This is a genomic window from Erwinia sp. SLM-02, assembly GCF_037450285.1.
GTDB lineage: Bacteria > Pseudomonadota > Gammaproteobacteria > Enterobacterales > Enterobacteriaceae > Erwinia.
Map to the genome: position 1 here is coordinate 70,739 of NZ_JAQISN010000002.1, position 14,470 is coordinate 85,208.

The 14,470-nt window shown below is 55.9% G+C and carries 10 protein-coding genes; 3 read left to right on the top strand and 7 right to left on the bottom strand.

All coding sequences use genetic code 11. From position 1 onward, the window contains the following. Positions 1–37: 37 nt before the first annotated feature. Positions 38–643 carry an inorganic diphosphatase gene (locus PGH32_RS13605; RefSeq protein ID WP_200563377.1) on the top strand — a complete coding sequence of 202 codons (606 nt, stop codon included), beginning with the start codon at positions 38–40 and terminating at the stop codon, positions 641–643. A gap of 41 nt (positions 644–684) precedes the next feature. Here the strand turns inward: PGH32_RS13605 and queE are convergent, their stop codons facing one another. Together queE and PGH32_RS13615 are read right to left on the bottom strand one after the other, a co-directional pair. After that, positions 685–1,356 (bottom strand): 7-carboxy-7-deazaguanine synthase QueE, encoded by a 672-nt coding sequence (queE, locus tag PGH32_RS13610; RefSeq protein ID WP_200547037.1) that lies wholly within the window; start codon positions 1,354–1,356, stop codon positions 685–687. Positions 1,357–1,462: 106 nt separating this feature from the next. Next, positions 1,463–2,377, bottom strand: a complete 915-nt coding sequence (locus tag PGH32_RS13615; RefSeq protein WP_314426041.1) for a LysR family transcriptional regulator — start codon at positions 2,375–2,377, stop codon at positions 1,463–1,465. A 99-nt stretch (positions 2,378–2,476) separates the two neighbouring features. Here PGH32_RS13615 and PGH32_RS13620 point away from each other — a divergent pair, with 99 nt between their 5' ends. Continuing rightward, positions 2,477–3,349: an MBL fold metallo-hydrolase gene (locus PGH32_RS13620; RefSeq protein WP_337894314.1), complete on the top strand. Its 873-nt coding sequence runs from the start codon at positions 2,477–2,479 to the stop codon at positions 3,347–3,349. 121 nt (positions 3,350–3,470) lie between these two features. Here the strand turns inward: PGH32_RS13620 and eno are convergent, their stop codons facing one another. From eno to rlmD, 5 genes are all read right to left on the bottom strand, one after another. After that, positions 3,471–4,766, bottom strand: coding sequence for a phosphopyruvate hydratase (eno, locus tag PGH32_RS13625; protein WP_314426030.1), 1,296 nt, complete (start codon positions 4,764–4,766; stop codon positions 3,471–3,473). 80 nt (positions 4,767–4,846) lie between these two features. Next, the gene (gene pyrG / locus PGH32_RS13630; protein WP_314426028.1) at positions 4,847–6,484 is read right to left on the bottom strand and encodes a glutamine hydrolyzing CTP synthase; all 1,638 of its coding nucleotides are present in this window, start codon (positions 6,482–6,484) and stop codon (positions 4,847–4,849) included. Positions 6,485–6,684: 200 nt separating this feature from the next. Next, the gene (mazG, locus tag PGH32_RS13635; protein WP_337894315.1) at positions 6,685–7,467 is read right to left on the bottom strand and encodes a nucleoside triphosphate pyrophosphohydrolase; all 783 of its coding nucleotides are present in this window, start codon (positions 7,465–7,467) and stop codon (positions 6,685–6,687) included. Between the two features lie 557 nt (positions 7,468–8,024). Further along, positions 8,025–10,259: a GTP diphosphokinase gene (gene relA, locus PGH32_RS13640; protein ID WP_337894316.1), complete on the bottom strand. Its 2,235-nt coding sequence runs from the start codon at positions 10,257–10,259 to the stop codon at positions 8,025–8,027. Between the two features lie 30 nt (positions 10,260–10,289). Further along, the gene (gene rlmD / locus PGH32_RS13645; protein WP_337894317.1) at positions 10,290–11,606 is read right to left on the bottom strand and encodes a 23S rRNA (uracil(1939)-C(5))-methyltransferase RlmD; all 1,317 of its coding nucleotides are present in this window, start codon (positions 11,604–11,606) and stop codon (positions 10,290–10,292) included. A gap of 131 nt (positions 11,607–11,737) precedes the next feature. Here rlmD and barA point away from each other — a divergent pair, with 131 nt between their 5' ends. After that, entirely contained in the window at positions 11,738–14,467 is a 2,730-nt protein-coding gene (gene barA / locus PGH32_RS13650) for a two-component sensor histidine kinase BarA (protein WP_337894318.1), read from the top strand. The last annotated feature ends 3 nt before the right edge of the window (positions 14,468–14,470 follow it).

Genomic DNA, 14,470 nt, shown 5'->3' on the forward strand with positions numbered 1-14,470 from the left:
AGTCTGTCGCTCTCCACTAAAGATCAAGAGAATCTCAATGAAGCTTTTCAGCAAACTTTCCGTTATCGCTCTGGTTTTTTCCGCCTGCGCCCAGGCCAGCACCATTAACATCCTCGACTTCCCTCAGCCGGATAACAATCCGGAAGAGTTCTATGCGCTGACCGAGATCCCGGCAGGCGGCATTATCAAGTATGAAACCGACGCAAAAACCGGCTTTATCGTTGCCGACCGCTTCCAGTCCATGCCGGTGGCCTACCCGGCCAACTACGGCTCGCTGACCCAGTCACTGGGCGGTGACGGCGATCCGCTGGATGTGATCTTCTACACCCGCGCACCAATGGCACCGGGTACGCTGATCAAACTGCGCCCAATCGGCGTGCTGAAAATGATCGACGGCGGCGAGTCCGACGACAAGATCGTGGCGGTTCCGGCCAGCAAAATCGATCCGACCTATGACGACATTAAATCAATGAGCGACCTGCCTAAGATCGAGCAGGAACGTCTGGAAGCATTCTTCCGCGTCTACAAGCAGCTGCCGGACGGGCGTAAGAAAGTTGAGCTGAACGGTTTCGGTGATACCGCTGCGGCGAAGACCGAAATTAAATCGGCGTATGATGCCTGGAAAGCGAAATCAGGTAAGTAAGCGATAAGGGGGACGCACTCAGATGCGCGTCCCCCACTGCATCAGGCAATATTCAGATATTTATGCGTTTGCATCGACAGCCGCCAGTTGCGGGCAATACAGGTATCAATACAAAGCTGCGTCGCATCCGCTTTCTGGCTGATCGGCTGTAGAGCAATAATCCGCGCTTTGTCATCATCCAGCGTGGCCAGCAGTGCATCCAAAGCATCAACATCACGCTGACGCGCCACCGGATGCTTCACCTCATCCGCACGCACCAGCGCCTGATTCAGTACGTCATAGCCACCGCGCATATTCACCTTCGGCGATACCGTCACCCAGGTTTGCGGCGTACAGCGCACCGTATGCGTGCCGCTGGTTTCAATCTGGCAGCTAAAGCCCTGCTGCTGCAGACTTGCCGTGAGTGGCGTCAGATCGTGAATGCACGGCTCGCCGCCGGTGATCACGATGTGGTTGGCCGTCCAGCCGTTGCCACGGATCACGCCAATCAGCGCCTCGGCATCCGCCGCGCCCCAGGCATCGGTTTCCACCGTCTTGAGCAGAATATCCCCCAGCGAGGTTTCCCGATCGGCCAGCTTATCCCAGGTGTGTTTGGTATCACACCAGCTGCACCCTACCGGGCAGCCCTGTAAGCGGATAAAAATTGCCGGTACGCCGGTATAAATCCCCTCGCCCTGCAACGTCTGGAACATTTCATTTATCGGGTACTGCATTGACTTCTCGGCTGATGGTTAAATTACGGGCGCAGATTATGGCAGATTGTCGGCCCGGGACCAACCAAAGCCTGCGCGGCAATTCGTAAGAAAATTCTGCGGGTGCCTAAAGCAGCCCCTGCAAACGGCTTGTGGCCTCCTCGCCGGCAAACCATTCTACCAGGAAATCGAGCAGCGCGCGCAGCTGACGTGACTGATGCTGACGCGAAGTATAGATAGCGAAAATACCCAGGCTGTCGAGCTGAAACTCCGGCAGCAGCGCGACCAGTTTCCCGCCTGCCAGCAGCGATCCCACGCTGTGCAGCGGCTGCATGGATATCCCTGCCCCGGCCAGCGTGGCGCTGAGCAGCATCAGCGAGTCATTGGCGCTGAGGCTGCCGCTGACCGCGACCGTGTCGTGCTCATCCCCACGACTGAAGTTCCACAGGCTTTTGCCAAAGTGCGAATAGGTCAGGCAGTTATGGTGCACCAACTGTTCAGGATGCTGCGGCGTGCCTTCGCGTGCCAGATATGCTGGCGTGGCGCAAATCACCGACTCACAGGTGTTTAGCGGGCGGGCGATCAGGTTCGGCTCCAGCTGGCCGGTGATGCGCAGCGCCAGGTCAATGCGCTCCTCCACCAGATTCACCAACTGGTTGCTGGAGTGAAGATCGATACGGATACGGGGATAGCGCTGCTGGAAGGCGGTTATCGCCGCTGCCAGCACGCTGTTTCCCAGCGACAGTGAGCAGGAAATCCGCAGCAGCCCGGAGAGGGCTTCCCCTTCGGGCTGGTTACTTTGCTCTATTTCACCTGCCAGCAGCAGCAGCTGCCGGCATCGCGCTAATGCATGTTCACCGGCGGGGGTCAGGCTCAGCCGGCGGGTGCTGCGGTGCAGCAGCCGCGCGCCGGACCACGTTTCCATTTCGCTCAGGTAGCGGGTCACCATCGCCCGCGACATGCCCAGCACATCCGCCGCTGCCGTCAGGCTGCCGCGCTGCACGATGGTGGTAAATACATTTGCCGCCGTCAGTCTGTCCATCATATGTCCGTTTTACGCAACAATCTGTTGCCTGATAGTCGGTTTATTTCACGGGATATGCAACCTACACTGTTTATTTTCCGCTTAAGGTCATCTCAAATGAAAACTCGTTTCGCCCTGCTGCTGGCTTTTGCTGCCAGCCCGTCGCTGTATGCCGCTCAACCGCTTAATCTGGACGTTTATAACCCCGGTGAAAACAGCCTGTTTGCCGTGTCTTCGGAGATCATCACCGGCCCGACCGAAGCGGTCCTGATCGACGCCCAGTTCCAGCGTAACGATGCCGAAGAGCTGGTTAAACGCATCAAGGCCAGCGGCAAGCGCCTGACCACCATCTTTATCAGCCAGTCCGATCCGGATTACTATTTCGGACTGGATACGCTTCATCGCGCCTTCCCCGACGCGAAAATCGTTTCCACCGCGCCGACCGTTGAGCTGATCAAGCAGACCAAAGACGGCAAGCTGGCTTTCTGGGGGCCGAAGATGGGCGACAACGCGCCACAGTCGCTGATCGTTCCCGAGGTGATTCAGAGCGACAGCTTTAAGGTTGATGGTGAGACGGTTCAGATTAAAGGGCTCAAGGGGCCGCAGCCGCACGACAGCTACCTGTGGGTTCCGGCGCTGAAAACCGTACTGGGTGGCGTAGTGGTATCCGGTAATAATATTCACGTCTGGATGGCGGATGCGCAGAGCAAGGCAGAACGCTCCGCCTGGCAGCAGAAGCTGGAAGATATTAAAGCGCTGAGGCCGGTACGCGTGGTGCCAGGGCACTTCCTGCCGGGTGCTGATGAGAGCGTGGCCTCGGTTAACTTCACCCTGCGCTATCTGCAAACGGCTGAGGCAGAACTGGTGAAAACCAAAGACTCAAAGGCGTTTATCAACGCGATGAAGCAGCACTATCCACAGCTGAAGGATGAATCTTCGCTGGAACTGAGTGCCAAAGTGCTGAAGGGCGAAATGAAGTGGCCGCAGTAACAGGCTAAAGGCACAGATTATCGCCTGGCGATCGCGCCAGCCAGACGTAAAAAAGCCCCGTCATGACGGGGCTTTTTTCAATCTGTCCGCAGCCGCGTGGGCCGCTGCGAACCATCGGTCATTACTGACCTTTAACTTCTTTCAGGCCGTTGAATGGCGCACGGTTGCCCAGCGCTTCTTCGATACGCAGCAGCTGGTTGTACTTAGCAACACGGTCAGAACGGCTCATAGAACCGGTTTTGATCTGGCCCGCTGCAGTACCTACCGCCAGGTCAGCGATAGTCGCATCTTCGGTTTCGCCTGAACGGTGAGAGATAACCGCGGTGTAGCCAGCATCTTTCGCCATTTTGATCGCGGCCAGAGTTTCGGTCAGAGAACCGATCTGGTTGAATTTGATCAGGATGGAGTTAGCGATGCCTTTCTCGATGCCTTCTTTCAGGATCTTGGTGTTGGTTACGAACAGGTCGTCACCCACCAGCTGGATTTTGTCGCCCAGCACTTTGGTCTGGTATGCGAAACCAGCCCAGTCAGATTCGTCCAGACCGTCTTCGATAGAAACGATTGGGTACTGCTTGGTCAGGTCTTCCAGGAAGTGAGTGAACTCTTCGGAAGTGAAGGCTTTGTTGCCTTCGCCGGCCAGCACGTATTTACCGTCTTTGTAGAACTCAGACGCCGCGCAGTCCATCGCCAGGGTAATATCTTTGCCCAGCTCGTAGCCTGCTGCTTTAACCGCTTCAGCGATAACAGCCAGCGCTTCTGCGTTAGAACCCAGGTTAGGCGCGTAGCCACCTTCGTCACCTACAGCGGTGCTCATGCCTTTGGCTTTCAGAACTTTAGCCAGGTTGTGGAAAACTTCAGAACCGATACGGATCGCTTCTTTGATGGTTTTCGCGCCAACAGGCTGAATCATGAATTCCTGGATGTCGACGTTGTTGTCGGCGTGCTCACCACCGTTGATGATGTTCATCATCGGCAGTGGCATAGAGAATTTGCCCGGGGTGCCGTTCAGTTCAGCAATGTGCTCGTACAGTGGCTGACCTTTAGAGGCAGCTGCGGCTTTAGCAGCAGCCAGAGAAACAGCCAGAATGGCGTTAGCACCAAACTTGGATTTGTTCTCGGTACCGTCCAGATCGATCATAATCTTGTCGATGTTTGCCTGGTCTTTTGCATCTTTACCGGTTACCGCTTCAGCGATAGGACCGTTAACGGCTGCAACGGCTTTGGTTACGCCTTTACCCAGGAAACGAGATTTGTCACCGTCACGCAGTTCCAGCGCTTCGCGGGAACCGGTAGAAGCGCCTGATGGTGCCGCTGCCAGACCAACGAAACCGCCTTCCAGATGCACTTCGGCTTCAACGGTCGGGTTTCCACGGGAGTCGATGATTTCGCGACCGATGACTTTTACGATTTTGGACATTAGTTTTTCCTCAGTACAAGTTAGCTTAAACTTAGACACACTCTCTGAAACCCTGAGGTTTCAGAGAGTTATGAAAATACTTATTTTGCCAAACGCTTTTGGTGCTCGCTGGCGGCTTTTACAAAGCCACTGAACAGCGGGTGTCCGTCACGAGGTGTTGAGGTGAATTCCGGATGGAACTGACACGCAACAAACCATGGGTGGTTAGGGATTTCAATAATCTCAACCAGCTGGTCATCCCCGGAGCGGCCTGCAATACGTAATCCCGCCGCTTCAATCGGCTTTAATAGCATATTGTTGACTTCATAACGATGACGGTGACGCTCAACGATGGTGTCGCTGCCGTACAGCTTGCGCACCAGACTGTCGTCGGTCAGCTGACACTGCTGGCTGCCCAGACGCATGGTGCCGCCCAGATCGCTCTGCTCGGTACGCTGCTCAACGTTGCCTTCTTCATCACGCCATTCGGTGATCAGCGCTACAACCGGGTACTTACAGTCCGGTACGAACTCGGTAGAGTTAGCGCCTTCCATATGGGCCACGTTGCGTGCGAACTCCATCAGCGCAACCTGCATACCCAGACAGATACCCAGATAAGGGATGTTGTTTTCACGCGCGTACTGCGCGGTCATCAGCTTGCCTTCCACACCGCGATAGCCGAAGCCGCCAGGGATAAGAATAGCATCCAGATCTTTCAGCAGTTCAACGCCGCGGGTTTCAACATCCTGCGAATCGATCAGCTTGATGTTCACGGTCACGCGGTTTTTCAGGCCGCCGTGCTTCAGCGCTTCAATCACGGATTTGTAAGCGTCAGGCAGTTCGACATATTTGCCGACCATACCGATATTCACTTCACCGCCCGGATTGGCTTCTTCGTAAATCACCTGCTCCCACTCGGCCAGGTTGGCTTCCGGTGCGTTCAGGTTGAAGCGTTTGCAGATGTAATCATCCAGCCCCTGAGACTTGAGCATGCCAGGGATTTTGTAGATTGAATCAACATCTTTCAGTGAGATAACCGCTTTTTCCGGGACGTTACAGAACAGCGCGATTTTCGCACGTTCGTTAGCCGGTACGGCGCGATCTGAACGGCAGATCAGCACGTCAGGCTGAATACCGATAGACAGCAGTTCTTTCACTGAATGCTGAGTAGGTTTGGTTTTCACCTCACCCGCCGCCGCCATATACGGCACCAGAGTCAGGTGCATATACATGGTATGTTCACGGCCGACGTCAACCGCCATCTGGCGGATTGCTTCGAGGAACGGCAGGGATTCGATGTCACCCACGGTACCGCCAATTTCCACCAGCACGACATCGTGGCCTTCGCCACCTTCAATGATGCGTTCTTTAATGGCATTGGTGATATGCGGGATCACCTGAATGGTCGCACCCAGATAGTCGCCACGACGCTCTTTGCGCAGGACTTCAGAGTAAATACGGCCAGTTGTGAAGTTGTTACGACGGCTCATCTTGGTACGGATGAAGCGCTCGTAGTGACCGAGATCCAGATCGGTTTCCGCGCCGTCATCAGTGACGAACACTTCGCCGTGCTGAGTTGGGCTCATGGTTCCCGGATCCACGTTGATGTACGGATCCAGCTTCATGATGGTCACGTTAAGACCACGCGCTTCGAGGATGGCGGCCAGGGAGGCTGCGGCAATGCCTTTACCCAGAGAGGAAACGACCCCGCCGGTCACAAATATATAGTTCGTTGTCATGCTGAACCTGAGAATGTAGGTTTAAAGACGATGGAATGAATAACCAGGACGGGAAAATAGTATACCCGAAACCCCTGTTGCCGACAATTAATCGTTTCCATGTTGTGACTATTCCACCGCTTTTATCACTCCGAGACTACCTGATTTCTTAAATCAGGATGTTGATGTGCGTCACATTTTTGTTGAATCGTGTCAGCTAATTATTCCCTGGATTTTACCTGCTGCCACGCGGCTTCCATCTGTTCCAGCGTGGCCTGCTGCATTTCCAGGCCCTGTTCGGCGATAATTTGCTCAACCTGACGGAATCGACGCTCGAACTTAATATTGGCCTTTTGCAGCGCGGTTTCCGCCTTTTTGCCCAGATGGCGCGACAGATTCACCGTTGCAAACAGCAGATCGCCGATCTCCTCTTCCAGCTTGTCCTGGTCGACCACGGCCTGTTGCGCTTCGTGCATCACTTCATCAATCTCTTCGTACACTTTACCCAGCACCGGCCCCAGCGTATCCCAGTCAAACCCCACGCTGTTGCAGCGTTTCTGGATTTTATGCGCACGCATCAGCGCAGGCAGCGCCTGGGGAATATCATCCAGCACCGAATGCTGTGCCTTTTCCGCGCGCTCATCGCTTTTGATTTTTTCCCAGTTCACCAGCACCTCAGCGCTGTCTGCCACCGTCGCGCCGGCAAAGATATGCGGGTGGCGGCGCTCAAGTTTGTCGCTGATGGCGTTACAGATATCGTCGAAGTTAAAGCGCCCTTCTTCCTGCGCCATCTGGGCATAGAACACCACCTGGAACAGCAGATCGCCGAGTTCCCCGCGCAGATCGTCGAAGTCGGCGCGCTCGATGGCGTCGATGACTTCATAGGTTTCTTCCAGGGTATAGGGGGCGATGGTGGCATAGGTTTGCTGGCGATCCCACGGGCAGCCGTGTTCCGGATCGCGCAGGGTTTTCATGATGCCCAGCAGGCGATCGAGAGCGTTCATAGTGGTGAGTCCTTGTTGTAGGAATAATCAATGGAATGAGGATAATCGTTATGGGGCTTTAAAGGCGCTTCTGATTTCGTAACAAGGCGACCTTTATGGGGCTTTCCAGATGCTTCCGATCTCGTGCCCGGGCGACCGTTATGGGGCAGAACGCCGAGCCGCCGTTAACACGTCCGTGTGGGCTTGGCTGCGGCCTCCCTGCCGCAGACACTCGGCTTTTCTGCCCCATAACGTTCACCTTCATATCATCGTGTTGCGGCGAGAAAAAATGGCCGACCGATGTGTTGCCGGTTAATCATTGAGGGATTGTAGCAAAAAAGTGGGGGAGGATAAGGCCAACAGAGAGAATTCGGTTTCATTTGCAGCAACGCCAACAGTCGTTAAGCAATCGGTGCAGGCGGGCTTCGCGGACCGTCGGGCGCATGGACGCGCCCGTCGAGCCTATAGGGACATATTCACGGCGAGTCCGCGAAGCCCGCCTGCACCGATAAGCCAACCACCGATCCTGCCGCAACGGCCTGGCACCAGGTCGTCACGTAACCAGAAATCACCGAAAATCAGTGCAAGCGCCTTGCATCAATAATATCCGGCACCTGATTCAATCGCGCCAGCACCCGGCTCAGCACCTGCTGATTGTAAATCTCAATATCCATATCAATCGTCGCCAGCTGCTTTTTGGTATCGCTGTGGCTGGAAACGCCCAGCACGTTGACCTTCTCGTTCGCCAGAATCGTGGTGATATCACGCAGCAGACCGCTGCGATCGTTGGCCGTCACCCGCACCACCAGCGAATAACCGCTGGAATACGTTTCGCCCCACACCGCATCCACAATGCGCTCCGGCGCATGCGACATCAGATCGGCCAGCTGATCGCAGTCTGCGCGGTGAATCGAAATACCGCGTCCCTGGGTGATAAAACCGGTGATGTCATCACCCGGGATCGGCTGGCAGCAGCGGGCAATATGGTGCATCAGATTACCCACGCCCTCCACGACCACCCTGCCGCTCTCTTTACTGCGCGGCACGTTGTTAGAGGATTTTTGCGTCAGCTGACGCAGCGCTTCGCGATCTTCCTCTTCCGCACTCGGCTTGTTCAGCTTCGACTGCAGGAAGTTGCTCATCTGGTTGAGCCGCACATCGCCGCCGCCGATCGCCGCCAGCAATTCGTCAAGCGTGTTGAAGTTGTAGCGCGGCAGCAGCAGCTTCTCGGCATCCTTGAGATTGATGTCCAGATGATCCAGTTCGTTGTCCAGAATTTGCCGCCCGGCGATAATATTCTTATCGCGATCCTGCTTGCGGAACCAGGCGTGGATCTTCGACCGACCGCGGCTGGTAGTCACATAGCCCAGGTTCGGGTTCAGCCAGTCGCGGCTTGGGTTCGGCTGCTTCTGGGTGATGATATCAATCTGATCGCCCATCTGTAGCTGATAGGTAAACGGCACAATGCGGCCGCCAATTTTCGCGCCGATGCAGCGGTGGCCGATATCGCTGTGAATATGGTAAGCGAAGTCCAGCGGGGTGGAACCGGCAGGCAGATCCACCACGTCACCTTTCGGGGTAAAGACGTAAACCCGGTCGTCGAAGACCTGACTGCGCACCTCGTCGAGCATTTCGCCAGAATCGGCCATCTCTTCCTGCCAGGTGATCAGCTTACGCAGCCAGGCAATGCGTTCTTCGTGGCCGGACGCACCGCGCACGCTGCCGCCCGTTCCGCCTTCTTTATACTTCCAGTGTGCCGCCACGCCCAGCTCGGCATCTTCATGCATCTGGCGGGTACGGATCTGGATTTCAACGGTTTTGCCTTTCGGCCCCAGCACCACGGTGTGGATCGACTGGTAGCCGTTGGGTTTCGGATTGGCGACATAGTCATCAAATTCGCTGGGCAGATGGCGATAAAGAGTGTGCACAATCCCCAGGGCACCATAACAGTCCTGCAGGCGTTCGGCCACGATGCGCACCGCACGCACGTCGAACAGCTCATCGAAGGCCAGCGATTTTTTCTGCATCTTCCGCCAGATGCTGTAGATGTGTTTCGGGCGACCGTACACCTCGGCCTTCACGCCCTCTTTGACAATTTCGTCCCGCAGCGACTGCACGAAGGTATCAATGTAATCTTCACGATCGATACGGCGCTCGTGCAGCAGTTTTGCGATGCGTTTATATTCGTCGGGGTGCAGATAGCGGAAGCAGAAGTCTTCCAGCTCCCATTTGAGTTGACCAATGCCCAGGCGGTTGGCCAGCGGAGCATAGATATTGGTACACTCTTTCGCGGCCAGCACGCGCTCGTCTTCCGGCGCGTCTTTAACTTCGCGAAGGTGCGCAATACGCTCGGCCAGCTTGATAACCACGCAGCGGAAATCTTCCACCATCGCCAGCAGCATGCGCCGGACGTTATCGACCTGCTCTGAGGCCATGGAGTCATTATGGGTGGCTTTCAGCTGACGGATGGCATCCATATCGCGTACGCCGTGGACCAGCGAAACAATTGCCTTGCCAAAGTGCTCTTCCAGCACCTCTTCCGGCACCACATTGGCATCGGCCAGCGGGAACAGCAGCGCCGCGCGCAGCGTCTCGTTGTCCATGCTGAGCATGGAGAGAATTTCCACCATTTCAACGCCGCGCCACAGCAGGAGCGCGGCATCGGGATGTCCTTTGGTTGCGGTTTCACAATAGCGCCACGTCTCGGCCAGTCGTTCACATGACTGCGGGTTGGCGATCCCCAGACTGGTGATCCATTGGTCGAGGGCAAACTCGCCGGCCGTATTCAGATGTGCACTTCTTACCGCAACCATATCCTCTCCTGGCATAGCCCCGTTCGGGACTTATTTTCGGCTAAACAGCACCATGGATTCCAGATGCCCGGTATGTGGAAACATATCGAGCATTGTCACCCGTTCCAATTGGTAGCCGGACTTCAGAAGTACCTGACTGTCCCTGGCCAGTGTTGTCGGGTTACAGGAAACATAGACCACGAGTTCCGGTGCAAGTTTAACAATATGCTCCATCACCCCGGCGGCACCGGCACGGGCCGGATCCAGTAACACCTTATTAAATCCTTCGCCAGCCCAGGGCTGGCTTGTCACGTCTTCCTCAAGGTTATGTTGATAAAACGCGACATTGTTCAGATTATTTAATGCTGCATTATACGCAGCCTTTGCCACTAATGCTGCAACGCCCTCCACACCCACGACATTTTCAGCCAAATTTCCCATAGGGAGGGTAAAGTTGCCCATTCCACAGAACAGATCCAGCACCCGATCCTGCGGCTTCAGATCCAGCCAGGCCAGCGCCTGCGCGACCATTTGCTGATTAACCTCGTCGTTCACCTGAATGAAATCGCGCGGGCTGAAGGTCAGGCCCAGATGACCGGAATGAATAACGGGCATCGCTCCGTTCAGCTGCTCCAGACTGTTACTGTCCGGGGCAAGAAACAGCGACAGCTGATGGTTATGCGAAAACTGTTCCAGTTTTTGTCGATCCGCGGCGCTGAGCACGGCAAGATGGCGTAAAACCAGCAGCGGGCCGTTATCTGCCAGCACCAGCTCAACGTGACCCAGGCGCCGGACGGCCTGCAAACCACTCAGCAATGCATGAAGTGGCTGAATTAACGCATTAAGTTCGGGCTTCAAAATGGGGCATTGCGTGATATTGACCAGATCGCTGGACGCCTTCTCGCGAAAGCCCATCTGCAGAGTCTGCGTTTTTGCCTGAAAATTCAGGCTCAGGCGAGCCCGTCGCCGATAGCCCCAGGCCTGACCGGCAATAATATCGTTCACCGCGACCGGGAAACCGCTCTCTTTCGACAGCATATGCGCCAGCGCGCGAGCTTTGCTTTCCTGCTGTAAATCGATCGGCACGTGCTGCTGCTGGCAGCCTCCGCAGCGACTATAATGCGGACAGCGGGGCTGAACACGCTGCGGACTGGCCGTCAGGATCCGTTTTACCGTTCCGCGGGAAAACTGGCGCTTATCTTCACTGATTTCAACTTCAACCTGTTCGCCAGGCAGTGCTCCCTGCACAAAAAGCGCTTTACCATGATGGCGTGCCACGCCCTGACCAAATGCATCGAGGTCATCAACGACAACAGTTATTTTCTGGCGGGTCGTCACGCGCCGTTTTGCAGAGTAGAATTGCGCCATTATTTCATTGCTTCTCAAACGTAGTGCCGAAAAAAACCGGCGTAGCCTACCCTGGCGAGTGATGGAATTCGACCTGTACAGGATAAAATGTCGCAGGAAAGTGGAGCAAGCCGTTTCTCACAGGGAATACCATGACCAAATACAGCCTGCGGGCGCGAATGATGATTCTGATCCTGGCACCAACGCTGATGATCGGACTGCTGCTCTCGACTTTTTTCGTGGTCAACCGCTATAACGAATTACAAAGCCAGCTGACCGACGCCGGGATCAACATCATTGAACCGCTGGCCGTCTCCAGTGAGTATGGCATGACCTTCCGCAGCCGCGAGTCGGTTCGCCAGCTGGTCAGCCTGTTGCACCGGCGCCACTCCGATATCGTGCGGGCTATTTCCGTTTTTGATGACAATAATCAGCTCTTTGTTACCTCGAACTATCTGCAAAATCCCGATCTGCTGCGCCTGCCCGACCACACGCCGCTGACCGCCCGCTATCTGAAAGAGCGCCACGGTAACTCGGTGATCCTGCGAACGCCTATCCTGTCCGAAAGCTATTATCCGGATGAGTCACCGGGCTGGGACGCCAAGCCGACCGGTAACCCGCTGGGCTATGTTGCAATTGAGCTGGACCTGCAGTCCGTCAGGCTGCAGCAGTATAAAGAAGTGTTTATTTCTACCCTGCTGGTGCTGCTCTGCCTGTGTATTGCCATGCTGTTTGCCTACCGCCTGATGCGGGATGTCACGGGACCGATACGCAATATGGTCAGCACCGTCGACCGCATTCGCCGCGGCCAGCTCGACAGCCGCATGGAGGGCTATATGCTGGGCGAGCTGGACGTGCTGAAAAACGGCATTAATTCCATGGCGATGTCGCTGACCGCCTATCACGAAGAGATGCAGCAGAATATCGATCAGGCGACCTCCGATCTGCGTGAAACGCTGGAACAGATGGAAATTCAGAACGTCGAGCTGGATCTGGCCAAGAAGCGGGCGCAGGAAGCGGCGCGAATCAAATCTGAATTCCTTGCCAATATGTCCCATGAACTGCGCACGCCGCTTAACGGGGTGATTGGCTTTACCCGCCAGACGCTGAAAACCACGCTCAACTCCACCCAGCGTGATTATCTGAATACCATTGAACGATCGGCGAATAATCTGCTGAGCATCATCAACGACGTGCTGGACTTCTCCAAGCTTGAGGCCGGAAAGCTGGTGCTGGAAACCATTCCCTTCCCGCTGCGCGCCACGCTGGATGAGGTGGTGGTCCTGCTGGCACAGTCGGCCCACGAAAAGGGGCTGGAGTTGACGCTCAACATTCAGAACGATGTGCCGGACAATGCCATCGGCGACCCGCTGCGCATGCAGCAGATTATTGTAAACCTGCTCGGCAACGCCATTAAATTTACCGAACGCGGCAATATCGATATTCGCGTGGAGAAACGCGCGCTGAGCAATAATCGCATGGAGCTGGAGGTGCAGATCCACGATACCGGCATCGGCATCTCGGAAAAGCAGCAGTCGCAGCTGTTCCAGGCCTTCCGCCAGGCGGATGCCAGCATTTCCCGCCGCCACGGCGGCACGGGCTTAGGGCTGGTGATCACCCAGAAGCTGGTGAATGAAATGGGGGGTGAAATCTCCTTCCACAGCCGTCTGAATCATGGCTCCACCTTCTGGTTCCACGTTAATCTGGCCCTGAATCCCAACGCCGCCAGCGATCCGCGCATGCTCGACTGCCTCACCGGCCAGCACATGGCCTATGTCGAACCGAATAATGCCGCCGCGCAGGCGATGCTGGAAATGCTCAGCGCAACGCCGATGAAAGTCAGCTACAGCCCGACGCTGGACAACCTACAGGAAGCACACTACGACGTGCTGTTGCTGGGATTACCGGTTGATATGCAGAGCAATCGTGAAATTACCGGGGAACATCTCACGCCGCTGTTGCAGCGTGCCGACAGCGTGATCCTGGCGTTACCTTTCCCGCTGCAAATCTATGCTGAACAGCTGAAGGCGCGCGGCGTTACCGCCTGTCTGATCAAGCCGCTGTCAATGGCCCGGCTGCTGCCGATTCTGGTGGATCACCACGCGCGGGATATCACGCCTCAGTCAGGGAGTTCCCGCCTGCCTATCCGGGTGATGGCCGTGGATGATAATCCGGCCAACCTCAAACTGATCGGCGCGCTGCTGGAGGAGCTGGTCGAGCATATTGTCCTGTGCGACAGCGGTGAAGCCGCTATTCAGCAGGCAAGGCTACAGAGTCTGGATATTATTTTGATGGACATTCAGATGCCGGATATCGACGGCATCCGCGCCAGTGAGGTGATACGCGAACTCCCTCAGCATCAGAACACGCCAATCGTCGCGGTCACCGCACACGCACTGGAAGGGGAGCGCGAGCAGCTGGTTAAAGCCGGAATGAACGACTATCTGGCGAAGCCGATTGATGAACAAAAGCTGAGCCATCTGCTGGCTCGCTATCTGCCTGCCAGGAAAGAGGCACTACCGCCGCCATCGAACACGTCCGTCTCGCTCGACTGGGCGCTGGCACTTCGCCAGGCCGCGAACAAACCCGATCTGGCTCGCGACCTGCTGCAAATGCTGGTGGATTTCCTGCCGGAGGTGCGCACGCTGGTCGAACAATTTATGGCCAGCAACAACCCCGCTGGCCTGCGCGATATCATTCATAAACTCCACGGCAGCGCCAGCTACAGCGGCGTGCCGCACATGAAAAAACTGTGCCAGGAGCTGGAGCAGAGCTTGCTGAATCATGAAGATATTGCCGCCATCGAGCCTGAACTGCTGGAATTGCTGGATGAGATGGAGCATGTGGCCGAGCTGGCTAAAGAGCAGCTGAAAATCCAGTGAGGG

Excerpts from the sequence above, each read along its gene's own strand:
- PGH32_RS13605 (WP_200563377.1), top strand. The coding sequence starts at position 38 with ATGAAGCTTTTCAGCAAACTTTCCGTTATCGCTCTGGTTTTTTCCGCC.
- queE (WP_200547037.1), bottom strand. The coding sequence starts at position 1,356 with ATGCAGTACCCGATAAATGAAATGTTCCAGACGTTGCAGGGCGAGGGG.
- PGH32_RS13615 (WP_314426041.1), bottom strand. The coding sequence starts at position 2,377 with ATGGACAGACTGACGGCGGCAAATGTATTTACCACCATCGTGCAGCGC.
- PGH32_RS13620 (WP_337894314.1), top strand. The coding sequence starts at position 2,477 with ATGAAAACTCGTTTCGCCCTGCTGCTGGCTTTTGCTGCCAGCCCGTCG.
- eno (WP_314426030.1), bottom strand. The coding sequence starts at position 4,766 with ATGTCCAAAATCGTAAAAGTCATCGGTCGCGAAATCATCGACTCCCGT.
- pyrG (WP_314426028.1), bottom strand. The coding sequence starts at position 6,484 with ATGACAACGAACTATATATTTGTGACCGGCGGGGTCGTTTCCTCTCTG.
- mazG (WP_337894315.1), bottom strand. The coding sequence starts at position 7,467 with ATGAACGCTCTCGATCGCCTGCTGGGCATCATGAAAACCCTGCGCGAT.
- relA (WP_337894316.1), bottom strand. The coding sequence starts at position 10,259 with ATGGTTGCGGTAAGAAGTGCACATCTGAATACGGCCGGCGAGTTTGCC.
- rlmD (WP_337894317.1), bottom strand. The coding sequence starts at position 11,606 with ATGGCGCAATTCTACTCTGCAAAACGGCGCGTGACGACCCGCCAGAAA.
- barA (WP_337894318.1), top strand. The coding sequence starts at position 11,738 with ATGACCAAATACAGCCTGCGGGCGCGAATGATGATTCTGATCCTGGCA.